The organism is Bulleidia sp. zg-1006, assembly GCF_016812035.1.
GTDB lineage: Bacteria > Bacillota_I > Bacilli_A > Erysipelotrichales > Erysipelotrichaceae > Bulleidia.
Genome location: NZ_CP069178.1, coordinates 388,329 through 411,748, shown reverse-complemented (window position 1 = coordinate 411,748; position 23,420 = coordinate 388,329). Strand labels below are relative to the sequence as shown.

The 23,420-nt window shown below is 37.3% G+C and carries 27 protein-coding genes and 1 other RNA gene; 5 read left to right on the top strand and 23 right to left on the bottom strand.

Annotation, left to right across the window (positions count from 1 at the left end; translation table 11 throughout):
* Positions 1 to 5: 5 nt before the first annotated feature.
* Positions 6 to 473, top strand: coding sequence for a hypothetical protein (locus JOS54_RS02150; RefSeq protein WP_203245434.1), 468 nt, complete (start codon positions 6 to 8; stop codon positions 471 to 473).
* 5 nt (positions 474 to 478) lie between these two features.
* Here the strand turns inward: JOS54_RS02150 and JOS54_RS02145 are convergent, their stop codons facing one another.
* Together JOS54_RS02145 and JOS54_RS02140 are read right to left on the bottom strand one after the other, a co-directional pair.
* Positions 479 to 694, bottom strand: coding sequence for a GNAT family N-acetyltransferase (locus tag JOS54_RS02145; protein WP_203245433.1), 216 nt, complete (start codon positions 692 to 694; stop codon positions 479 to 481).
* A gap of 7 nt (positions 695 to 701) precedes the next feature.
* The gene (locus tag JOS54_RS02140) at positions 702 to 1,355 is read right to left on the bottom strand and encodes a hemolysin III family protein (protein WP_203245432.1); all 654 of its coding nucleotides are present in this window, start codon (positions 1,353 to 1,355) and stop codon (positions 702 to 704) included.
* Between the two features lie 101 nt (positions 1,356 to 1,456).
* On the opposite strand from JOS54_RS02140, the gene JOS54_RS02135 reads away from it, so the two are divergent.
* On the top strand, positions 1,457 to 1,900 hold the full coding sequence (locus tag JOS54_RS02135; RefSeq protein ID WP_203245431.1) for a DUF1836 domain-containing protein: 444 nt from the start codon (positions 1,457 to 1,459) through the stop codon (positions 1,898 to 1,900).
* On the opposite strand, the gene trmD is transcribed toward JOS54_RS02135, so the two are convergent.
* The 17 genes from trmD to JOS54_RS02050 form a co-directional block, all read right to left on the bottom strand.
* On the bottom strand, positions 1,897 to 2,580 hold the full coding sequence (trmD, locus tag JOS54_RS02130; RefSeq protein WP_203245430.1) for a tRNA (guanosine(37)-N1)-methyltransferase TrmD: 684 nt from the start codon (positions 2,578 to 2,580) through the stop codon (positions 1,897 to 1,899). The two genes, JOS54_RS02135 and trmD, sit on opposite strands and share 4 nt — an antisense overlap.
* Entirely contained in the window at positions 2,577 to 3,074 is a 498-nt protein-coding gene (gene rimM, locus JOS54_RS02125; protein WP_203245429.1) for a ribosome maturation factor RimM, read from the bottom strand. The genes trmD and rimM overlap by 4 nt, the downstream gene beginning before the upstream one ends.
* Before the next feature lie 36 nt (positions 3,075 to 3,110).
* Positions 3,111 to 3,359 (bottom strand): KH domain-containing protein, encoded by a 249-nt coding sequence (locus JOS54_RS02120; RefSeq protein WP_203245428.1) that lies wholly within the window; start codon positions 3,357 to 3,359, stop codon positions 3,111 to 3,113.
* Positions 3,360 to 3,361: 2 nt separating this feature from the next.
* Positions 3,362 to 3,646 carry a 30S ribosomal protein S16 gene (gene rpsP, locus JOS54_RS02115; RefSeq protein WP_203245427.1) on the bottom strand — a complete coding sequence of 95 codons (285 nt, stop codon included), beginning with the start codon at positions 3,644 to 3,646 and terminating at the stop codon, positions 3,362 to 3,364.
* 74 nt (positions 3,647 to 3,720) lie between these two features.
* Positions 3,721 to 5,121, bottom strand: coding sequence for a signal recognition particle protein (gene ffh / locus JOS54_RS02110; protein ID WP_203245426.1), 1,401 nt, complete (start codon positions 5,119 to 5,121; stop codon positions 3,721 to 3,723).
* A gap of 35 nt (positions 5,122 to 5,156) precedes the next feature.
* Positions 5,157 to 5,435 carry a hypothetical protein gene (locus JOS54_RS02105; RefSeq protein ID WP_203245425.1) on the bottom strand — a complete coding sequence of 93 codons (279 nt, stop codon included), beginning with the start codon at positions 5,433 to 5,435 and terminating at the stop codon, positions 5,157 to 5,159.
* A gap of 61 nt (positions 5,436 to 5,496) precedes the next feature.
* Positions 5,497 to 5,706, bottom strand: coding sequence for a hypothetical protein (locus JOS54_RS02100; RefSeq protein WP_203245424.1), 210 nt, complete (start codon positions 5,704 to 5,706; stop codon positions 5,497 to 5,499).
* A 96-nt stretch (positions 5,707 to 5,802) separates the two neighbouring features.
* The gene (locus tag JOS54_RS02095) at positions 5,803 to 8,157 is read right to left on the bottom strand and encodes a DNA translocase FtsK (RefSeq protein WP_203245423.1); all 2,355 of its coding nucleotides are present in this window, start codon (positions 8,155 to 8,157) and stop codon (positions 5,803 to 5,805) included.
* 8 nt (positions 8,158 to 8,165) lie between these two features.
* A complete protein-coding gene (locus tag JOS54_RS02090; protein ID WP_203245422.1) occupies positions 8,166 to 9,839 on the bottom strand; it encodes a ribonuclease J in 1,674 nt (557 codons plus the stop codon).
* A gap of 48 nt (positions 9,840 to 9,887) precedes the next feature.
* Positions 9,888 to 11,330 carry a tRNA (N6-isopentenyl adenosine(37)-C2)-methylthiotransferase MiaB gene (miaB, locus tag JOS54_RS02085; protein ID WP_203245421.1) on the bottom strand — a complete coding sequence of 481 codons (1,443 nt, stop codon included), beginning with the start codon at positions 11,328 to 11,330 and terminating at the stop codon, positions 9,888 to 9,890.
* A gap of 34 nt (positions 11,331 to 11,364) precedes the next feature.
* Complete coding sequence (rny, locus tag JOS54_RS02080) at positions 11,365 to 12,960, bottom strand: ribonuclease Y (protein WP_203245420.1); 1,596 nt, start codon at positions 12,958 to 12,960, stop codon at positions 11,365 to 11,367.
* A gap of 52 nt (positions 12,961 to 13,012) precedes the next feature.
* Positions 13,013 to 13,450 carry a phosphatase PAP2 family protein gene (locus tag JOS54_RS02075; protein WP_203245419.1) on the bottom strand — a complete coding sequence of 146 codons (438 nt, stop codon included), beginning with the start codon at positions 13,448 to 13,450 and terminating at the stop codon, positions 13,013 to 13,015.
* Positions 13,443 to 14,918 (bottom strand): UDP-N-acetylmuramoyl-L-alanyl-D-glutamate--2,6-diaminopimelate ligase, encoded by a 1,476-nt coding sequence (locus tag JOS54_RS02070; protein WP_203245418.1) that lies wholly within the window; start codon positions 14,916 to 14,918, stop codon positions 13,443 to 13,445. Before JOS54_RS02070 ends, JOS54_RS02075 begins: the two co-directional genes overlap by 8 nt.
* A 30-nt stretch (positions 14,919 to 14,948) precedes the next feature.
* Positions 14,949 to 15,989, bottom strand: coding sequence for a recombinase RecA (recA, locus tag JOS54_RS02065; RefSeq protein WP_203245417.1), 1,041 nt, complete (start codon positions 15,987 to 15,989; stop codon positions 14,949 to 14,951).
* Positions 15,990 to 16,034: 45 nt separating this feature from the next.
* Positions 16,035 to 16,628, bottom strand: a complete 594-nt coding sequence (gene pgsA / locus JOS54_RS02060; RefSeq protein ID WP_203245416.1) for a CDP-diacylglycerol--glycerol-3-phosphate 3-phosphatidyltransferase — start codon at positions 16,626 to 16,628, stop codon at positions 16,035 to 16,037.
* 74 nt (positions 16,629 to 16,702) lie between these two features.
* Positions 16,703 to 17,037, bottom strand: an RNA gene (rnpB, locus tag JOS54_RS02055) — RNase P RNA component class B.
* 10 nt (positions 17,038 to 17,047) lie between these two features.
* Complete coding sequence (locus JOS54_RS02050; RefSeq protein WP_203245415.1) at positions 17,048 to 17,374, bottom strand: DivIVA domain-containing protein; 327 nt, start codon at positions 17,372 to 17,374, stop codon at positions 17,048 to 17,050.
* Between the two features lie 88 nt (positions 17,375 to 17,462).
* Between JOS54_RS02050 and recU the strand changes: the two genes are divergently transcribed.
* The 3 genes from recU (at position 17,463) to JOS54_RS02035 (ending at position 20,976) form a co-directional block, all read left to right on the top strand.
* Entirely contained in the window at positions 17,463 to 18,044 is a 582-nt protein-coding gene (gene recU / locus JOS54_RS02045; RefSeq protein WP_304502722.1) for a Holliday junction resolvase RecU, read from the top strand.
* A gap of 5 nt (positions 18,045 to 18,049) precedes the next feature.
* The gene (locus JOS54_RS02040; protein WP_203245413.1) at positions 18,050 to 20,725 is read left to right on the top strand and encodes a transglycosylase domain-containing protein; all 2,676 of its coding nucleotides are present in this window, start codon (positions 18,050 to 18,052) and stop codon (positions 20,723 to 20,725) included.
* A gap of 113 nt (positions 20,726 to 20,838) precedes the next feature.
* Positions 20,839 to 20,976, top strand: a complete 138-nt coding sequence (locus JOS54_RS02035; RefSeq protein ID WP_203245412.1) for a hypothetical protein — start codon at positions 20,839 to 20,841, stop codon at positions 20,974 to 20,976.
* A gap of 86 nt (positions 20,977 to 21,062) precedes the next feature.
* Here the strand turns inward: JOS54_RS02035 and JOS54_RS02030 are convergent, their stop codons facing one another.
* From JOS54_RS02030 to JOS54_RS02015, 4 genes are read right to left on the bottom strand one after another with little or no spacing between them, the layout of a single operon-like run.
* Positions 21,063 to 21,239, bottom strand: a complete 177-nt coding sequence (locus JOS54_RS02030) for a hypothetical protein (protein WP_203245411.1) — start codon at positions 21,237 to 21,239, stop codon at positions 21,063 to 21,065.
* 59 nt (positions 21,240 to 21,298) lie between these two features.
* Complete coding sequence (locus JOS54_RS02025) at positions 21,299 to 22,192, bottom strand: DegV family protein (RefSeq protein ID WP_203245410.1); 894 nt, start codon at positions 22,190 to 22,192, stop codon at positions 21,299 to 21,301.
* A gap of 56 nt (positions 22,193 to 22,248) precedes the next feature.
* A complete protein-coding gene (nth, locus tag JOS54_RS02020) occupies positions 22,249 to 22,890 on the bottom strand; it encodes an endonuclease III (RefSeq protein WP_203245409.1) in 642 nt (213 codons plus the stop codon).
* Complete coding sequence (locus JOS54_RS02015) at positions 22,887 to 23,417, bottom strand: DnaD domain protein (protein ID WP_203245408.1); 531 nt, start codon at positions 23,415 to 23,417, stop codon at positions 22,887 to 22,889. The genes nth and JOS54_RS02015 overlap by 4 nt, the downstream gene beginning before the upstream one ends.
* Positions 23,418 to 23,420 lie beyond the last annotated feature (3 nt).

The window sequence follows — 23,420 nt, the reverse complement described above, 5'->3', positions numbered from 1 at the left end:
ATCATATGAGTCAAAATAGTTATACAAACTTTCAATTCCGTCACCATGCGGTTTCCACTGTTGCCATCTATGGAACGAATAGTCCAACTTTAGTTTCCGGCAGATTGATTTTAAGGCACTATTATAAAGACGCCTCTTGTAAGGATGTCGATATTCCAAGAACCAATCGTTCTATTTTGGATACCATCTTCTTTGAAACGAATAAATTGATTCGTATTCCTCTGGAAGATAATTACAACGGAAGAAGAGTGCTGGTATCCACCCCAATTCCTGCTTTTGGACCACAATACATTATTGCTTATAACGTAGCCGAAATTCCAAGTGAGCGTTATGATGACCAACTCGCTATCTTGGCCCCAGTTGATAAAGATGCCCATGGAGTCGCCATTATTCTTAAGAAAAATAAAGATGGTCTATTAGAATGGCTAGATCGAAAAGAAGCCAAGGACATTATTGAAAAACTGAAGGGTTAGCTAGGCTAACCCTTTAATACATCCTGTAAGCTTTCGTGCTTTTCAAATTGATGAATTGCATATGAACAAACAGGTACAATCCTTTTACCCTGTTTACGAGCTTCTTCAACAACCGTATGGTCAATCTTCCATACATCCCCTTCTTCTACATAAGAACAATAACCAACTACTTTTTTATCATCGAGTAAAATAGCTCGATTTTTTCTCATTTCTAATTTCATACCCTCATTATGCCACAAAATAGAACATAAGTAGGTAATGGCACAACGATCCTAGCATCACTAAAACATGAAAGATTTCATGATTGCCAAATTCTTTGGTTCCAAGGGGCTTTTTTAAAGCGTATAAATAAGCTCCAATACTATAAAAGATACCACCTAGTAACAACCAAAAGAATGCCATCCTACCAAATTGATTTCGTATCATTGGAATGAGTAGAACCGAAATCCAGCCCATTCCCAAATACAAAATAGATGATACCCACTTTGGGCAAGTTACCCAAAACATTTTAAAAACTGTTCCAACAATCGCTAAAAGCCAAATGCTGATTCCTAAATGCCTCGTTTCAGGATAAAAAACACCTAGGCATAATGGTGTATAAGAGCCGGCGATTAAATAGAAAATGGAAATATGGTCAATTCTTTTTAAAATTAGTTCTTTTTTTCTTTCTAAATGAAAAGAATGATACGTAGTACTTGCACCATAGAGTAAAACCATCGTTGCCATGAAGATAGCTAAAGTCACTAATATTCGCATACTAACTTGATGACTTGCGGCACGAATCAATAAAATAGGAGTCGCAATTAAAGATAAAAGAAAGCCAATCAAATGTGTAAGAGCTGAATACTTATCTTTTACTTTGAAAAAGTTCATTTCATTCATATCAGGACCTCCTAAAAGTTATACTATCGGTTATTTAAAATCTTGTCAACGATTATTATTAAACTGTTTGAATAATTTTATAAAACCCTTATAATCAAGGTATGAACAAGTCATTATTTTTACCGGAATACAATCAAATACCAAACGTTGGTCTTTACTTAGAACAAATAGCGAAGCTTATCAATTCCTCTTTTGAAAATTATCCTAGTCTATTGATAACGCCTTCTATGATTTCCAATTACGCCAAGAAAAAACTGATTGAAAGAGCCACTAAGAAGCAATACACGCAAGATCAAATTGCGACTTTATATTTCATTGCCCTATGTAAGAATGTGATTTCAATTGAAAATATCGCTCAATTCTTAAAAGAGAATCGTTTAGATACAAAAGAACTCTATGAAAACTTTCGTACTTCCCTTCTCTTCCATCTATCTCAATCCATTCCTAGCTCAAAAAAAACAAGCGATACTTTAGACCATTTGGCTTTAGCTGTTACTTATCATATCGTTTTATTAAATGACTTCCAAAAAGAAAAGAAGGATTAATTTTCCTTCTTTTGATAAGCTTCGTACAAATCCGGTCTCATTTTTTTTGTTCTTAAAAGCGCCTGTTCTTTCCGATAGATATCAATTTTTGCATGGTTCCCGCTTCGCAATACTTCCGGAACTTCTTTTTCTTCAAAGATAGCCGGTTGTGTGTATTGTGGATATTCTAATAAACCATTCTCAAACGATTCTTCTTTCGTACTGCCCTCACTAATCACTCCTGGTAATAAACGTACTATTGCATCCGTAATGACCATTGCGGCTAATTCTCCTCCACTTAGCACATAGTCACCAATTGAAAAAACACCATCACAATATTCTTCAAGGCGATAATCAAAGCCCTCATAATGTCCACAAACAAGAATAATATGCGAACAAGAAGCCATTTCATGAGCTTTTTTTTGATTAAAAAGGCAACCGCTAGGTGCCAATAAATAAATTTTACTATCTTCTTTTTGAACACAACGAATGGCTTTTAAAACCGGTTCACACTGAATAAGCTGTCCCTTACCACCACCAAAAGGACGATCATCAACTGAGCGATGCACGCCTTTACCAAAATCTCTTAGTTGAATATACTCTATTTCCACAAAACCTTTTTCTTGGGCTCTTCCTAAAATAGAACAATCGAAATAAGTAGAGAATACTTCTGGAAATAAAGAAATAATACTAATTTTCATTGAAATTGCTCCCAGTGATTTAGATACACTTTCTTTTCTTCTAAACTAACATGATCAATAAAGTTTGGAATAAAAGGATATAAAACTTCTTTATTATTTGTTTTAATACGTAAATTATTTTGTGCACCAAGAGTTTCTTCAATGGCTGTAATCGTACCAATGATATCTCCTTTTTCAGAAATAGCCTTTAATCCAACCAATTCCGAGCGATAAAACTCTCCTTTTTTTAATGGAACTTGATTACTTTCATCAATGAAGAGATTTCTACCCTTCCAGTCTTGTACTAAATTAATATCCTCATAACCAACAAATTGAATTAAATAAAGTTCTTTTTGAAGACGACTAGAAGCGATTTCTAATTCTTTTTGACCATTTAAATAAAGTTTTTTTCCTTTTTTAAAATGAACCTTTGGAAAATCTGTTTCTGGTCGAATTTTTAACTCTCCTTTAATACCATGGGTATTTTGAATATATCCAACTTGAATTTTTTTCATAAGCCTCCTTAGAAAAAAGAATGCAAGTCGCATTCTTCAATCTTGTTCAAACTTGATAACAATGTGACGGTGATCACTATGAGAAGAGATAGACATCACTTGTCTAAGAGAGCTAGCCATCGCTCCTTTACGACCAATCAAACGAGCAATATCCGAACGATTAGCATAAACCTTTAAAACGACCTCTTTACGATTTTCATCGCTCTCTTGTTCAATGCGCAAAGCTTCTGGTTGATCCATCATTGGTTCAATCAAACCTCTTAGGACTTGCTTTAAATCCGTCATGATTAAGCCTTCTTCTTAGCAGCTACTTTTTCATCATGGAACTTCTTCATAATCCCCTTATCAGAAAGAAGACTACGAACTGTATCCGATGGTTGGGCACCATTTCTTAACCACTTTAGAGCTTTTTCTTCATTCACAACCAATTCCTTAGGTTGCGCTGTAGGGTTGTAATGACCGATGGTTTCAATATCTCTTCCATCGCGAGCAAAGTGCGAATCCGCCGCCACAATTCTGTAACGAGGTGCCTTCTTAGCACCCATTCTCTTCAATCTTAATTTAACCGACATAATTTCCTCCTAATTAAAATCCTCTAGTATCCTACCAAAGATAAAAAAGACTGTCAAGTTTAAAACCTTGACAGCTAAAATTTATACTTTTTTTTCTTCATCGCATTATTCATACCACCCATACGAGTATCGAACATCTTTTCTAAACTATCTTCGTTTAAATTACCACTACGCGATAAACCACTCATGGCGTCCATCAATTTCTTCATCTTATTGAATTGATTGATTAGCTTATTCACTTCATCAACAGAACGACCAGAACCTTGGGCAATACGCTTCTTCATACTACCCCGCATCTTATCTGGAAAGGCTCTTTCATAAGGTGTCATAGATTGAATGATTGCTTTCATATGCACCATGGATTTATCCGCTTTCGCCTCATCCAACATACCGGCGTATTGGTTCATACCTGGAATCATCTTCATAATGCCACCAAGCGGGCCCATCTTTTGAATTTGTTCAAACTGTTTCAACATATCACCCATGGTAAATTGCCCATTCATCATCTTTTCTGCCAAACGAGCATTTTCTTCCATATCTAATTTTTCTTGTGCCTTTTCAACCAAACTGACCACATCACCCATACCAAGAATACGGTCTGCCATACGATCAGGATGGAAAACATCCATGTCTTCCACCTTTTCACCTTCACCAACAAACTTAATTGGTACACCAGTGATTTTACGAACAGAAAGAACACCACCACCACGGGAATCACCATCAAATTTCGTAACAACTAAACCGGTTAAAGACAAAGCTTCCTTAAAAGCATTCGCCACATTCACAATATCTTGACCTGTCATGGCGTCCACCGTCAGCAATATTTCATCCGGCTTAACCAATTGGCTAATGTCTTGCAGTTCCTTCATTAACGCTTCATCAATGTGCAAACGACCTGCCGTGTCAATAAAGACCGTATCATAGTCCTTTTCTTTCGCATAGACCATACCCTTTTCAACTGTTTCCAAAGCCGAAACACTTGCGCCCATGCTAAAGACTTCGGCATTGATTTCTTGACCTAATGTCTTTAACTGATCTATCGCTGCCGGACGAATAACATCCGCCGCAATTAAAAGCGCTTTTCGTTTTTGTTTCAATTGAACTTGATTAGCTACTTTCGCAATCGAAGTTGTTTTACCGGTACCCTGTAAACCAACCATCATAATTGTTGTGATACCATTTGGTTTCCATTGGATTAAAGCATCTTCGCTACCCAACAAAGCCAAGATTTCATCATGAATAATCTTAACCAACTGTTGTCCAGGTTCAACGGACTTTAAAACTTCTTCCCCACGGGCTTTTTCCCGAATGGTGTCTAAAAATTCTTTAACAATGCCATAGTTTACATCGGCTTCAAGTAAGGCAACACGTACCTCCTTGAGCATTTCTTCCATATTATTATCACTCAGCGTACCTTTACCACTTAGATTACGGAATGCTTTATTTAGTCTTTCACTTAATGAATCAAATGCCATAATTTCACCTCAGCTACTATTCTAGCATAATATATCTAATTCATTGGAAAGTAAGCTAACTTTTCCGCTATCAAAGAAATAACACCATGTTCATTTGTTTCAAGACGACCTTTGGCGGCGATAAATTGATTTTCCGAAACGATGGATAAACACTCTCTTTCAATTCCTTTCCAAAGCTTGATAACAAAATGGTCTTCCTTACATTCCCCTTGTTCATCCAAGAATGCTTTTCGACCACGAATTTTTAACGATACCTCTTTTGGACTTTTCTGAATCTTTTCAATTTGACCTATCAACATAAATTGATTTAACATAGTTTTTCTCCTGTACTCCCTTATTACCAAAATAATCAAAAATCCACAAAAAAAGACCTTCTTAGGTCAAATGGAAGAAAGCTTTAATTTTATTGATACGAGAAATGTGACGACGTGCTTTCGCTACATCACCAACCCATTTACAGTGTCCCTTACAAGCACCATTGCAATCACCACTGCAAGAATCCACACCATTTTTTATCACATAGCGAATATTCCAAGCCACTAAAGCCCCAATCACTAGAATCACAATGCCGTCACTTGCGCTCATACAACCCTCTTTCCAGTTTGTTTTAACCAATTATTTTATACCAAAAAGACAAAAGACCATCAAGCCAAACACTTCCAAAAGAAAAAAGAAATCCGCTTATTCACGGATTCCTCCCGTTTCAGTCCGATTTGTTTCAGCTTCCTTTTTACGCAAGACCTCTCTTGGTTTAGAACCACGAGATGGACCAATAATGCCATGATCTTCTAAAACATCAATCATTCTCGCTGCTCGATTATAGCCAATTCCAAATCTTCTTTGCAATAAAGAAGTAGACGCCTTTTGTGCATCAATGACGTAGTCCGTTACTTCTTTGAATAAGGGATCTTCCTCCATTTTCATCAAAGTACCATCACTACCATTTTCAACCATATCCAAACGCAAGAAAGCATCGTTATACATTGGTACAGCTTGGTTAGAACAGGCTTTTGTAATGCGCTGAACTTCTTCATCCGTCACATAAATACCTTGTACACGACGAATCGCATTAGAGCCATTGGCTAGATACAACATATCTCCATTTCCAAGTAACCTTTCTGCTCCTTGATGATCAAGAATCGTCCTTGAATCAATCGCACTAGAAACTGAGAATGCGATACGACTAGGAATATTCGCTTTAATCACTCCCGTAATAACATCTACCGATGGACGTTGGGTGGCGACAATCATATGAATACCGGCCGCACGACCTAATTGGGTAATACGCATAATGGAAGATTCCACATCCTTACCAGCCACCGTCATTAAATCTGCTAATTCATCCACAATCACAACAACGTATGGTAAAGGATTTAAGGCTGGCGTTCCATCTGGATTAGGAAGTCCACTCTGTTTCTTCACTAAGGCATTGTAGTCTTCCAGCTTACGAACACCCAAATTCGCAAAAATGTTATACCGTTGATCCATTTCTTCCACCATAACCTTTAAAGCATTGGCAGCTTTGGTTGGATCATTAATGACCGGTCCTATCAAATGGGGAATTTCTTGATATGGTGTAAATTCAACCTTCTTTGGATCAATCAAAAGTAGCTTCACTTCATCCGGTCTTGTTCTTAATAAATAAGAAGTAATAATGGTATTCATACAAACTGACTTTCCTGATCCCGTTGCCCCGGCAATCAACAAGTGAGGCATCTTCGCTAAGTTACAATAAACTGAATTACCTAATAAATCCTTACCCAAGAAAAAAATCAATGGTTTATTTCCTTCTGGTTGATCACGAAGTAACTCTTTCATCTTAACGACTGTACTTTTCACATTAGGAATTTCAACCCCAACCGCATTACGACCGGGAATTGGAGCTTCAATACGAATATCTTTCGCCGCCATCTGCATCTTCAAATTATCCGCCAAACCTAAAATCTTAGATACCTTCACATTTGGATCGGGACGTATTTCAAATTGCGTTACCGCCGGACCAATATGGGTATCCAATAATTGTGCGTCTATATCAAAGTTTCTTAGAATAGCCATTAGAGCTTGCGCTTTTTCTTTCGCGGCACGAATGTTTTCAAAATTCTTATCTTTTCCCCCTATTGCGTCCAATAAAGATTGACTTGGTAATTTATAATGATCCAGATTTTGATTGGCAATAGGCTTCTTTAAAGCCATATCCTCAAATTCTATTTCCTCTTGAACTGGTTCCGGAACAAAATTTTCTTCTTCATAAACCTCATCATAGACCGGTTCTAATTCTTCCGTATCATCTATGGTGATGCCAAAGCCGGTTTTATTAGGGTAGTCCGTTAAAATATCCATATCTTGTGTAATTTCCGGATCTTCATCCACACGAATATCTTTCATCTTTGCACTCTTATGTTCATCAATCATCTTCCAAAGATTAACTGGTTCTTTTGGTTCAACTTCAATTTCTTCCTCTTCTTCTTTCTCTGGTAATTCAAAGAAGTGATAAATGGTCTTTAAAGCCCGTTTGTATACATCCGTTCCGGTCCATACCAAGATTGAAATCGCAACAAGTAAGAAAAATATCAACAAAGAACCTAATCTTGCAAATAAAGTGGATAAAACACCATATAAGAAATAACCAATAAGACCACCACCAACTTTCATTAATGGGAAATCACTAAAGAAGCTCTTGCTTAGTGATAGGTATTGCTTGAAAACGGAAAAACCAATCAGCTTATCATTTGTTACTAGATAAGTGGCTAGTAAAGAAGTCGCCAGCATCAACAGTATTAACGGAAAGATTCGTTTTGGCTGAATGGAACCTTTACGAATTAAAATGGACAAGATAAAATAAAGAATACCTAAAAGTAAAGTCATCCAATACCATGTCCCAAAAAGATATATTAGTAAATGATTTAAATAAAGACCAACTAATCCTAACTTCATAATGGACACAGTTAAAAGAACCACTAATACAAGAACTAAAACGACCTTAGTGATTTGTTCATTAAATTCTTTTTCTTGTTGAGCTTTTGATTTTCTTGCCACAATAACTCCTATTCTTGAATATTTATTTCAACGATAGCTGGTAAAATCATTGGTCTCTTACCTGTTTCTTTCAACAAATAACGAGCAATCTTTTCTCTTGCTTCCGAACGCGCTTCAAGATTATCATAACGCTTTTCTTTCACCATGGTATTGATGGTGGTTTCTAGGATATTTCCCACTTCTTTTACAATGTAATCCGCATCTTTTAAATAAATCACACCACGACTTTGGACATCTGGTCCACCAATGATTTCTTTATTATGGTGATTCATCACAACTCCCACCACAATAACACCATCAGTACTTAAAATATCACGATCCTTTAAGACCATACCACTAGCGTCCAGGCTATCTTTTCCATCCACCATGACATCACCGGCTTTTACGCTATCGTATTTCTGATCTAAAACACCATCTCTAAAAGTTGCTACTTGACCATTGGCTAAAACCACAATCTTATCCGCTTGATAGCCCATGCCCAAAGCAATATTCGCATTCGCAATCAATTGACGATATTCACCCTTAACGGGTACATAGTATTTCGGACTCATCAAATAAATCATCATCTTTAAATCTTCCATAGAAGCATGCATGGAATAGTTGCGTTTGGCATCAACGGTTAAAACACGATTGGCTTCTTTGTATAAATCATTTTCCATCGAAGCTTCAAGACGTTCGGTACCAGGCACAGCCGGAGAAGCAATCACAACGGTATCACTCTTCTTTAATTCAATCACAGAATCTTCTTTATTCGCAATGCGATGTACCTTTTGAAAAATAGAATCGCCTGTTCCACCAACTAAAACAATCATATTTTCTTCTTCGTTATGGAATTTGGATGGCACCACTTCTAAGCCGGCTGGAATATGATAGTAACCAAGTTTAGCCATATCAGCCATAATAGCCTTCAATCCTTCATCGTATAGGAATACACGACGATTGTATTTATTCGCTAACTCTATGATTTCAATAATGCGGTAGAGATTTTGATTAAAGACAGTAATTAAAATACGTCCTTCGCTTTCTTCAATAATTGGTTCTAAGACATTACTTAAACGATGGTGGGGAGTAGAATTTCCTTCCCGCGTTGCAGCAACGGATTCACAAAGTAGAGCTAAAACACCTTCTTTCGCCAAATCCGTCACATTTGTAATATCGAACACAAAGCTTGGCATATGGGTATCATAGTCAACAATAAATTCAGAGCTATACACCACATAGCCTTCTGCCGTTTGAATGGCTAAACCGAAGCCATCAGCGATGGATTGCATGGTTCCAAAAGTACGGATATTCGTATTACCAACTTTGAATTTCGCATTACGACGAATGCGATGCAGATTGATTTTACCTATGCCTTCTTCCTTTAGTTTTCTTTCAATCATTAAAGCTGTTAAAGGAGCGGTATAGATAGGAGCATCCGGTATTTGTTTCAAAAGGTAAAGTAAACCGCCCATCACATCATCATGACCATGGGTTAAGAAAACCCCTTTCACTCGATCTTTATTTTCAACCAGATAACTTACATCGGGAACAATCATTTCAATACCTAAGCTATCCCCATTCAAGGGAAAGCGTAGACCACACTCAATCACAAAAATATCATTATTATTTTCTACAACATAGAGATTCTTGCCGTCTTCATCAAGACCTCCAAGTGCAAATAAACGCACTATATTATTCATATTTTCCTCCAAAAAATCTTCTCCTTTTTTATTATAAAGTAGCTAACCTTATTTTTCCAACACTCTTCCATTCAAGGTATAAGAATGTGTTTCTGTAATCTCAACATCCACAATTTCATCCAGACAATTCCAAGAACAAGAAAAATTCACTAATTTATTATCTTCTGTATACCCGGCATACATTTCATTATTTTTCTTAGAAGCACCTTCACATAAGACTTTTACCACTTTGTGCAAATAAGTCTTATTCTTTTCCGCCGCTATATCACGCAAACGTTGATTTAGTCGTTGTAAGCGTTCTTTTTTAACTTCTTTTGAAATGAAATCCGGCATAGAAGCCGCCGGTGTTCCCAGCCTGGCTGAATATAAGAAAGTATAAGCCATATCGTATTGACAATGTTCCACAAGGCTCATGGTCTTTTCAAAATCCGCTTCACTTTCTCCCGGGAAACCAACAATAATATCGGTGGTAAAAGTGATATTAGGAACCTTTTGAATCATTTCATTGTATAAAGAAATATAATGTTCAACTGTATACCCACGTGCCATTCTTCTTAAGACATCGTTAGAACCAGATTGAACAGGGAAATGTAGAAAAGGCATAATATTCTTTCTTTCCGCCATTAAATCAATTAAAGAAGAATGATAATCTCTAGGATGAGAAGTATAAAAACGAATGCGCTCAATTCCTGTATCAGAGACAGCTCTTAGTAAATCTGTAAAGCCATCTTCCATGTGTAAATCTTTGCCATAGGCGTTCACATTTTGTCCTAAAAGAACCACTTCTTTTCGCCCACTTTGTTTCAAATCTAAAACTTCATCCAAGATATCTTTCATGCGACGGGAACGTTCTTTCCCTCTAGTATAAGGCACAATGCAATAGGTACAAAATTTATCACAGCCATACATAATATTTACAAAACCCTTTGCTGACATGGATCTTTTCACCGGTAAAGCTTCCACTACTTCTCCTTCTTGAGAATACACCTCTACCTTTTGGATTTTCTTAAGCATTACTTCTTGTAAAAGGGAAGGAAAGCGATACAGGTTATGGGTACCAAATATCAAATCTATTTGTGGATGCTTCTGAAGCAATTCTTCCACCACATCTTTTTCTTGAGCCATACAACCGCAAAGAGCAAAAATGGTATCCGGTTTTTCTCTTTTTAGATACTTTAAATTACCAATTTCCGCTATTACTTTTTCTTCTGCGGCGCGACGAATAGCACAGGTATTAAAGAGGATGACATTCGCTTTTTCTGGTACTTCGGCATACGTAAATCCCATCATTTCTAGCATTCCCGAAAGTGATTCACCATCTCGCACATTGGCTTGGCAACCATAGGTTTTCACAAAATATTTTTTATCTTGTCCTAAGCGATTGGCTTCTAAACTCATTTGAAAATCACGATAGTTGGTCGCATTATCTTTTTTCAAACTTCTTTTCTTTTCCAACTTTAAATCCGGCATCAAATAATCTTTATTTTTCATAGACTACCATTATAACAAAAAATAGGGGCGAGCCCTATTTCGCTAATTCTTGTGCACGAACTTCACGAATCAAGGTCACTTTAATTTGACCTGGATAAGTTAATTCTTTTTCAATTTGATCCTTGATATCATGAGCCACTTTCACCATCGCAACATCATCCACCACTTCCGGTTGAACCATCACTCTTAATTCACGACCGGCTTGAATCGCATACGCTTTTTCAACACCTTTATAACTGGTCGCAATCTTTTCAAGATTTTCCAAGCGAGTAATATAACCTTCTACCGATTCATACCGAGCCCCCGGACGAGCTGCACTAATCGTATCAGCGGCAGCAACCAACACAGAAATAATATCGGTTGGTGCCACATCTCCATGGTGTGATTCAATCGCATTCACAACAATTTCATGTTCACCATATTTACGAGCTACTTTCGCTCCTAATTCGACATGACTTCCCTCTTGTTCAAAGTCTAAAGCCTTACCAATATCGTGCAATAGACCAGCTCTTTTCGCTAACACCTGGTTTAAGCCTAATTCAGCCGCCATCATACCGGCAAAACGTGCCACTTCTTCGGAATGCTGCAAACCATTTTGACCATAGCTATAACGATACCGCAAACGACCAACCAACTTAATCAACTCACGATTCATCTTACCAATACCAAGACGATAAACGGCTTCATTACCAATCTTGAAGATACTATTTTCCATTTCACTTTGGACTTTTTCAACCACTTCTTCAATACGCCCCGGTTGAATACGCCCATCCTTCAATAAGATTTCCATAGCTTGACGAGCCACTTCACGACGAATTGGATTGTAACAAGACAAAGTAATCACATCTGGTGTATCATCAATAATCAAATCAACACCTGTTGCCTGTTCAATCGCACGGATATTACGACCTTCACGACCAATGATGCGTCCTTTCATCTCTTCATTTGGTAGCGTAACAGTACTAACTGTTCTTTCCATTACTTCTTCTTGTGAATAGCGATGAATAGCATTAGCGATAATGTTACGAGCTTGCGCTTGTGCATTATCCTCTGCCTCTTCTAATTTATCACGCAAATAAGCACCAATTTCTTTTTCACTTTGGCTTTCAACCTTTGCCATCAATTCCGCTTTTGCGTCAGCTTGGCTCATTTGTGCCATCTTCTCTAATAAAGAAGATTGTTCCTGTATTTTTTGATTTAATGTTTCTTGTTTCACTTGAAGAGATTGCTGTTGTTTCTGTAAAGACTCTTCCATTTTGTGAAGATTAGCCATTTTATCATCGATTGAACGATTCTTATCTTCCCATTTTCTTTGGTTGGATTGAACTTCATTCTCCTTAAAACGCAACGCATCCTCTTTTCTTAACAATTTATTCTCTTGTTGAATCAATTGTTCTTGTCTACGTTGAGCTTCCTTCTCCGCTGTTAATTGTACTTCGTATGCTTTTTCTTTTGCTTCTAAAGTCGCCTCTTTTAAAACACTATCTGCTTTGTTTTGAGCATCTTTTACGATTTGTTCAGCTTCGGCTTTCGATTTAGAAAGACCTGCTGAATTCATGATTAACATAACGACGATTCCGATTGCTAAACCGACTAATCCCACAAAGAAATACACCATTTCTGGATTCATATGTTCTCCTTCTTTGTTGGACGTTATTCTTCTCGTCTTTTCTATTATACGGTTAAAATAGTTTTTGAACAATATAAGCAACAAGGATACCACTGATTATGCCTAAGCTCATGCCGGATAAAATATCCCGATAATCATGCACTTTGGATTTTACTCTTAAAATAGCTAAAGAAATAGCCGGGAAAAACAAAAAAACACTTAACCAAGTTGGAAACATAAACCAAGAAGAAAAGATGACATAAAAAGCTGAGTAGCTATGCCTAGAAGGCCAAGCTTCCCCTTGCTTCTGCTTATCTAGCAAATTTTTCTCCGGTCGATTCTTATTCACTACTTTACGAATCAAGGTCACAATACCTAAATTTATAACGGATAATAAAACATATACAATTAGCTTTTTAAAGCTTTGTTGACTGAATAGATATAGCAACCAACCTGCTAACAACACAAAGAAAGCTGTTAGAAGATAATTAATGACTTTAAGTTTATTCATGTGCCTTTTTTTCCAAAGCTTCTTTTACAAATTGCACTTCATTAAATGGAATTCTTTCTCGCTTGATAAGTTGATAAGGTTCATGTCCCTTCCCCGCAAAGAAAAGAATATCACCCCTTTTGGCTAAGGATACCACTTGATCAATGGCTTCATGACGGTCCACCACAAATTCATAATTCTTCTTATCTGAGCCCTTGACCATTTCATTCATAATCTTCATCGGATTTTCATCACGAGGATTTTCTGAAGTAAACACAACATAATCACTATGTTCTAAAGCAATTCGACCTAAATCTTGACGAATAGAGTTATCACGATTACCACCATCATGACCAATCATCGTAATAATCCTTGTGTGTTCAATTTCTTTCAAAGCAGTCATGGCTTTTTCTAGTCCATCTGGTGTATGGGCAAAGTCGACAATTGCATGAATACCTAAGCTATTTTCAACTCGTTGCATACGACCTTCTACACCCTTAAAGCTCTTTAAAGCTTCAATCGCTAATTCTAAGTTTCTATGAACTGCATAATACGTCGCTAAAGCCGCTAAAACATTCTGTACATTAAATTCACCAATTAAGCCAGACTGAATAAGATATTCACGACCTTGGAATACCAATATAAACGAAGTGCTTGTTGCCGAATACTGAATATCCTTTGCATAAAATTCAGCACTAGAATCTTTCGTACTATAATACCAAATCATCGCATTACAACGATTCGCTATTTCCTTTGCGTAAGCATCATCTTTATTCAAAATAGCGACTTTTTTATCATTTCCCGAACCCAGTTGAGCAAACAATAGACTTTTTGCCATACAATATTCACTCATCGTATGATGTGTTTCTAAGTGTTCATGAGTTAAATTCGTAAACACAGCTACTTTAAAATCCACATGTTGAACACGACCCATCACCAAAGCATGTGAAGATACCTCGGCGGTACAAAACGATACCCCGGCCTTCTTCATCTTGGCTAAACTCTTTTGTAAAGTAAGAGCATCAGGAGTTGTATTAGGGCTATAAATGTGTTCTTGTTGATACCAAATACCATTGGTACCAATCATCCCACAGACTTGTTTATTCTTTTCAAACAAATGACGGATGATATGCGTTGTCGTGGTTTTACCATTGGTGCCTGTTACCCCAATCAATGTTATTTCTTTACTTGGATTATGGTAAAAACGCATGGCTAAAAAAGCCATCGTTCGAACAACATCTTCGACATAAATAATCGGAATTTGTACATCCACCGGTTTAGAAGCAATCAAACAAACCGCTCCTTTTTCCTCTGCTATTTTTGCGAACTGATGCCCATCAAAAGCTGCTCCCGGTACACAAAAGAACAAAGTATTCTTTTGTATATCACGTGAATCTTGCGATAGATATTCAATATTTATATCTTGAATAGAACCTTTGATTGTACGGTATAACTGATAATTCAAATCCAATAAATCCACCAACTTCATAAAAGCCCCTTTCTGAATAAAAAGCAGAAGTTATTCTTCTGCTTGTGTTTCTTTATACTCGCTTGGGAATAATTTTTCCTTCACTTGTTCACTAATTTTCGTATCTAATTCTGGATGAGATTTCAAGAAATCACGCACCGCATGAAAGCCTTGACCAATCTTTTCTCCCTCATACGAGAACCAAGCCCCTGCTTTATCAATAATATCGTATTCAACCGCTAAATTAATGACTTCATCTATATGTGAAATACCTTCCCCAAAAATCATATTGACAATTGCCATTTTAAATGGTGGAGCTACTTTATTCTTAACCACTTTAATTTTCGTTGCTGAACCAACCACATCGGTACCACTCTTTAAAGCCTCCCCTTTGCGAACATCTAAACGAACGGAAGCGTAGAACTTAAGTGCACGCCCACCCGGAGTCGTTTCCGGGCTACCAAATAGAACACCCACTTTTTCACGCAATTGGTTGATAAAGATAGCTGTTGTATTTGAACGGTTCATTGCACCGGCTAGCTTACGCATTGCTTTGGACATCAAACGAGCTTGTAAACCAACCGAGGCATCCCCCATTTCACCATCCAATTCAGCTTGTGGAACTAAAGCGGCTACTGAGTCAATCACAACCAAATCAATACCGCCTGACTTAATTAAAATTTCGGTGATTTCCAAGGCCTGTTCACCAGAGTCCGGTTGTGATAGGATCAGTTTTTCAATATCAACCCCCAGTTTAGCCGCATATTGCGGATCAATCGCATTTTCAGCATCAATAAAGGCGCAACAACCGCCTTGTTTCTGACATTCCGCAATCGCATGCAGAGCCAATGTCGTCTTACCGGAAGATTCAGGACCATAAATCTCAATAATTCTCCCTTTTGGATAACCACCGATTCCTAAGGCCTTATCCAAAGCAAGCGAGCCCGATGGCAGTGCATCAATCGAAACATCTGCCCGATCACCCAAACGCATGATGGAACCTTTACCATATTCTTTTTCAATTGTTTTTAAAGCCTCTTGAAGAAGTGCATCTTTTTTATTATCAGTCATTACTGCTTTCTTTTCCGCCATAATAGCCTCCTAGTTTTTATATTACCGAAAGGATTGAATTTCCTTTTAAATTGTTTCAAAAATATCGTCTTTCAATTGATTTAAGTATTGAATACCGGATAAAATAGACACAAAGGCAGAAAACCATAATAAAACAATACTAACCGGTAAATGAAAGACTTCAAATGGTAAGTTATTCAAAAGAATCAAAGCTACAGTTATCATTTGTAATACCGTCTTTAACTTACCCATCGTGCCAGCCGCCACTACTTTACCATTACTGGACGCAATCATTCTTGCACCATCCACAACCGTATCGCGAGCCATCATTAAAATCACTGGAATAACAGGAATAATTCCCCTCGAAACAAACAATAAGAACATAGTTGTGGTTAATAACTTATCCGCAATGGGATCCGCAAATTTACCAAAAGTTGTAATCATATGATGTTTACGAGCATAATTACCATCCAAGGCATCCGTTATAGCCGCCATCACATACACAATTAAACAAATGATATTAATTAAACTAATCGAGACATCCGCCACCATGTAAGATGGAACTTCAATACCAAACTTGGCATAAGGAAATAAATAAATCAAAACAATTACAGGAATTAAAATAATTCGAAATATAGTTAAACGATTTGGTAAATTCATAAAACTCCTTTTCCTTGCTCATTATACCATAATCCCCAAACAAAAAGAGGAGGCAACTCCTCTTTTCTGTATACATGCATAAGCCATGTTCTGTCCTGTTGCCAGTGCAGCCATTTATCTGTATTTCTACCTTCCTTCTTTTTCAATTCAAAGTTGAAAATTCCCCTACCAAATTTGGGTTTCTCGCTTGTGGGGTTTATCTCGTTCCACTTCTTTTCTTTCAAAAAGAACTACGTCACTGTGACACCTTAAGGGCTCAAGTCATAGATAAATCCTTAGACTATATTGCTCCGCCGTTATCCGAAGATACCTGACCTTATTGATTCGATCAGCACAAACACTACCATCATCGCAGATGGTGCGAGCATGGACTTTCCTCTACCTAAAAAGGCAGCGACTGCCTTCTGTATACACAATCTTTATTTACGGAATACCTCTTTTTCCAAGCGGGACAAACGCTTCAAAACATCAACATTTGTCATGCCGGTCGGTAAATTTTCTTCCGAAGCTTCCTGAACCTTTAAGCGACCTTCTAAGTCAATTAACTTTGCCCTTAAAGAAGCATTGGTTCTTTCCAAATCCTGAAGCCGTTCATTCGCTTGTTGTAAAAGACGCTCATAGGTTTGGTAATCTTTAATCACTAAATCAAAGAAGCCATCGACTTGATAAGCGTTATAGCCTTTGAAGTCAATATCAAAGCGCTTTTCAACAATAGCGATTGGATCTAAATGAAATGGTTTTGCCATAAAAACCTCCCCTAATGTCTTTATATTATAAGGTTGTCTACTATGAAATTCAATCACGAAGAAAAATTTAGTATAATATCTTTACATGATGATTAAATATCCAAATGGCAAAAAAATAAGTGGTGCTTTAGAAACAAGCCCTCATTCCACCTCCAATCGTGGTATGGAATTAGAAAGTGAAATCAACCGTTCCAACGAATATTACTTAAGTTCTAAAATGGCGGTAATTCATAAAAAACCAACGCCAATTCAGATTGTGAAAGTGGATTATCCAAAGCGAAGTGCTGTCAAAATCACCGAAGCTTATTTTCGTCAAGCTTCCACAACGGACTACAATGGTGTCTATCGTGGTCGGTACATTGATTTTGAAGCCAAAGAAAGTAAAAACAAAACTTGCTTTCCTTTAAAATTAGTGCATCCTCACCAAATTCGCCACTTAAAAGAAGTTTTATATCATGGTGGTATTGGCTTCTTCATTATTCGCTGGACTAGTCTGGAAGAAACCTATTTAGTCCCTGCCGAAAAAATGATACACTTTTACCAGATAGCGATGCGTTCTTCCATACCATATCAATGGTTTATAGAAAATGCTCTGCTAATCCAAGGAAATTATGTGAACCCTGTCGATTATTTAAAAGTCGTTGATCAGTTATATTTTGAAAAGAGGTAAATATTGTGAAAGAAAAACAACCCAAAGGAAAACCTCATGGTAAGCGCCGTTACCATGGTCTAAAGATTGCAAACACTTTAATGGCCATCATCTTAGGAATTGAACTGGTCATTGGTCTAGTTGGTGTCACGATGGTGAATTCTACCCTTCATCGTACCCCTTCCTTCAAGTTAGAAAAATTTAGTACCAGTCAAAGTACTTTGATTTATGACCGAGAAGGAAAACAGATTGCTGACGTTGGAAATCAGTTGCGTGAAAATGTTACGTATGATCAACTACCAACTTCTTTAGTCGATGCCTTCTTATCGGTCGAAGACTCTCGTTTCTTCGTCCATAACGGTTTCGATGCACCTCGTTTCACCAAGTCTATTATTGAAACCATTCTTCGTGGCAATATGCAAGGTGGCTCTACGTTCACGATGCAGTTAGTCAAGCTAAGCTACTTTGTTAACGATGAAACAGGGAAAACCTACACCCAAAGTATTGATTACAAAATTCAACAAATTGCTCTAGCTTTAAAATTAGAAAATAATTCTAGTAAAAAGGACATTTTCACGATGTATGTAAATAAGATGAACTTTGGTGGTATTGGTAATATCCGTGGTGTGCAAAAGGCATCCCGTCAATATTTCGGTAAAAATGTTAGTGAATTAAATACTTCTGAATCCGCCTTATTGGCTGGTATTGTCAACTCACCCTATAGTTATGATCCTCATAACTACTTAGATCGAGCGACGAAACGTCGCAATACTGTCTTAGATTTAATGGCTTACCATGGTTATATTTCTAAAAAAGAATGTCAATTAGCAAAGAGTATTAAGGTTGAGGATTTATTGATTGATGCGAAAAAGACTTTACCAACCGGTAATGCGAATCAAGCTTATATTGATGCGGCCTTAAAGGAAGCTCAAGAAGTGACGGGGCAAGATCCATTAAGTACGGCCATGGAAATTCATACCTCTTTAGACCAAAAGACACAAGCCTTATACGAACGCATTCAAGCAAACAAAGAATCGGGTATTCGCTTACATGATCGTCTGGAAGTCTGTGGTATTTCTATCAATAACCAAAACGGTGAAATCGTAGCAATTGGTGGTGGTCGTAACTGGAGTAAAGGTGGTTCTCAATTGTTAAATCGAGCCACCCAACAATACAATCAACCGGGTTCTGCGGTAAAGCCGTTCTTGGATTATGCGTTAGCTTTTGAAGATTTAGGTTGGTCCACCGGTCATGAACTCGTGGATAAGCCTGTTAAATATGGAAACTGGACCTATCGTAATGCGAATGGTAAGTACTTTGGTCGTGTTAACTTGAAGAAAGCGTTGAACTGGTCTTTAAATACGCCAGCCATCCAAGCTTTCCAAGCGGTGCAAGATAAAAGTGGATTGAAGCGTATTCAAAATTACTTAGTTGATCAATTGCATTTTAAAGGTTTCAACAAAGATGAGGTTGGTATCAGTTATGCGATTGGTGGTGGATCAATGCGTGTTACTGCCGAACAATTGGCTGCCGCACATGCCATTATGATGAATGGCGGTAATTACATTAAGCCCCATACTATCACAAGCATCCATTTCCGTAATGGTGATAAAGCGGATTACAAAGCTAACTTCCAAAAAGAACAAGTGATTTCTTCAGCCGCCGCCTATATGACAGCTTACTTAATGGAAACTAATGTTTCCAAATCAGATGTATACAACTACATGCAGATATTGAAGCGTTCTTATCCTGTTTATGCGAAGACAGGGACAACCGACTGGGGTAGCGATGGTTTGCAATATGGTATTCCAAAGCTGGCTCAGAAAGATAAATGGATGGTTGCTGAAACAAGCCAATATACCTCAGCTGTTTGGATTGGTTTCAATTCAGCTGAAAAGGGTAAGCTATCGTATGTGACAAGTTCCATTGTCAATCAAAACATACCCGGTCGTATCAATTCCAAGCTATTGGATGTCTTACACCGTGATAAGAAACCATCCGGTGTCAAAAGATCAAGGGATGTTTCAACCGTTAAGTTTGTGCGCGGTATCTTCCCTTACGTTGCCCCAAGTAGTCATTTACCAAGTGAGTTAATCACAACTGGTTATATTCGTAAAGAATTTGAAAAATTAAAGACTGCCGAAGAGATGATTGGTCATCTACAAAATATCGCCGGCTTCAATGTTACATACAATCCCGACCATACGATGAGCTTTAATTGGGCTTCTTATCCAGATGCGAAAGCTTTAAATGAGGTTGGTAATGACAGCTTAGATATTCGCTCCTTAACTGGTCCGGTTGTCTATAAAGCACGGATTGTTCAAAATGGTAAGACCATCCAAGAAATTCAATCCTCTAAGGAAACATTGCAACAGAAGATTAGTGGCTTGGCAGCGAATACGGATACTCAAGTCTGTGGATATTATGGCTATAAGAAGATTAATATCAATTCAAATGAAGCTTGTGCTATCTTTAAAACACCAAGAGACTTAACCTTAGTACCATCCTCTTCTAAAGCAACGGATTATACCGCTTGGGCAAAGGCGAATAATATTCGTCTTGAAACAAGAAGCACTAAAACATCAGACGCTTCCCAATGGGGATTGGTTGAAAAAATCGTCGATACAAGTGGACAAAATATTGCAGGCACGCAAATTGATAAGGGATCATCCGTCATTCTTTATGTCTATGGATTAAATTAGGATACTTGAAGTATCCTTTTTTGAGCATTCCTATTGCATTCTAAAAAGAAGTCATTATACTTAATAAAGCGAACGTTTTATTTTTATTAAAAATAGTAGAAAGGAGCATTAAGATGTTTTTAGTGCGTTATCAAGAAACAAAAATTCAAAGTATTGTAACTGAATATACCGATAAAAAAGGTTTACAAGCACTTCAAAGAAAAGAAAAGGACGGTGCCATTACCATCCTAAATAACTCTAAAATTCGATAGGCTAAGGCCTATCTTTTTTAAACCAACATCCCATACAAAACCATGCCCGTGTCCCAAATAAGGGTACTAATAAAGCAACTAAAATTTTAGAAGTTATATCCACCTGCATTTAAAAACTTTTCATAGGCTTCCTTAACTTCTGGCTCTATATCTTCCAATAAACCTCTAATTTCCCCTTCTCGTTGATATTTCACTGCGTATTTTAGAAACCATTTTGCTTGTTCTAAATGACTATATTCTTGCCAATTCTCTGGTAATTTCATAATTCCCCTTTTCCAATAGTATAACTTTCATTCATTTTCATGAAAAACAACTAGAATACCTAGTTGTTAAAATCCAATTCAACCTCACGACGATCCTTCCCCATAAAGAAGAACGCTACCGTACCTGGTCCAGTATGTGAACCAATGGTTGTTCCAATATCAAAATGATGAATTTGAACACTCGGATATGCTTCTTCTAACATTCCTGCAAGCATTTTCGCATCTTCTAAGCAATCCGCATTAGAAATAAAAATTGTTTTTTGTTCAGCATCACCATACTTTTGCACCATCTCTAAAGAAGCCGCTAAAGTCTTCTTCTTGCCCCGAATCTTTTTACGAACTTTCAATTTACCATCGGCTCCAACACTCATCAATGGCTCAATGTGTAACATATTTCCAATTGTTCCGGCGGTCTTAGAAATACGACCACCCCGAATAAAATACGTTAAATCACCGGAGAAGAACCATAATTCAACTAAATAACGTGTCTTTAAAGCATACTCGTTTAACACTTCTATCGAACAACCGGCATCTCTTTCATTCGCCATCTGATCAACCAATAAACCAATTCCACTTGAAGCACATAAACTATCAATAACGAAAAGCTTACGGTCAGGAAATTCTTCTCTTAGCTGTTCCGCCACCATACAAGCCCCATTGTAAGTACCCGATAAGCCCGATGATAAACAAACATGAATGACATCCAATCCTTTTTCTAAAAACGAGCGGAAATAAGCCTCGTATTCCCCATTTGGAATTTGTGAAGTGCGTGTCATTTCTCCTTGACGCATGGCCTCATAAAAATCCCTAATGCTTAAAGTTTCGCCAAAATCATCTGTATATAACTTATCAGCCAAACTGTAATGAAAAGAAAGACTTGATATATTTCTACTTTCCAAATATTCTCGACTAACATCAGCCGCTGTTTCCATGCTCAATACATAGCTTTCCATCTTCTACCTCCATTTTTAACTATTCTAACTGGTTTATATGAAAAATAAAAATATTTCTAAGCAATTAAATTCTTATTCTTCTCATGACAATGTTCCACAAAGGGGCAGCGATAACACCGGGGCTTTCTCGCTTGACATAAATAACGACCAAAGAAAATCATTTGATGATGAGCTTTTGTCCATTTTTCTTTAGGTAGTTTCTTTTTTAACTTCCGTTCAATGACCGCAACTGAATCCTTTTGATAAGCCAAACCCAAACGCTTCGCAATTCGAGATACATGCGTATCCACCGCCAAGGATGGTAAATGAAAGCATTCTCCTTGAATCACATTGGCACACTTTCTTCCCACACCCGGTAATGAAGTCAAATCTTCCATAGAAGAAGGAATCACACCATCAAATCGTTCTATCACCACTTGTGCAAAACCAATGATATTTTTCGCTTTTGCTCGATACAAACCCAAACGGGCAATATAGCTTTCCACATCGTTGAGCTCTGCTTTCGCTAAAGATTCTAATGTTGGATAAGCTTCAAATAAAGCTGGTGTTACCTGATTGACGGAAACATCGGTACTTTGAGCAGAAAGGATAACCGCTACACAAAGCTCATAGGTATTCCGTGAATTCAATTCCCCTTTCGCTTCTGGAAATAGCTTTTCCAACTCCTCGATAATCTTTAAGGCCGGTAGGTTCTTCATCGCTTTCCCTCAATGATTTCTCTTAACTTAACCGCATCGTTATAAGCCGATAAGATACAAGTTTCAATATAAGGAAAAGAAACTTTCTCATTAATCAAAGCCTCTCTTAAAGCCCAAAGAACAACCTTTGGATCATAGGTTTTTTGCCAATCAGAAAGCTTTTGAAGCTCCGTTGTGGATAAAGGACGATTAAAATTTTGATCAAAAATTGAAAACAAATCACTCTTAATTTCTTCCTTTTGTTGGTCAAATAAGAACAGCCCTTTTAAATCAAAGACCGGTCCTGCTTTTGAACTACCTATTTCCAAATAACCTTTTTCCATTAAGGAGCTTAATTGTTGCTCAACTTCACTTTCCGTTTCATTCAGTTTCTTACCTAACTGAGCTAAGCTAATAAATTGATCATGTTCATTCAAAAAATCCAAGATTAAAACAAGTAAACTTTCTTTCTCATTTAAATTTAGTTCTTCTAAATGACTCAATATCCAATCGCGATGCTGGAAATAAGGTTGTTCATACCACTCCATAGC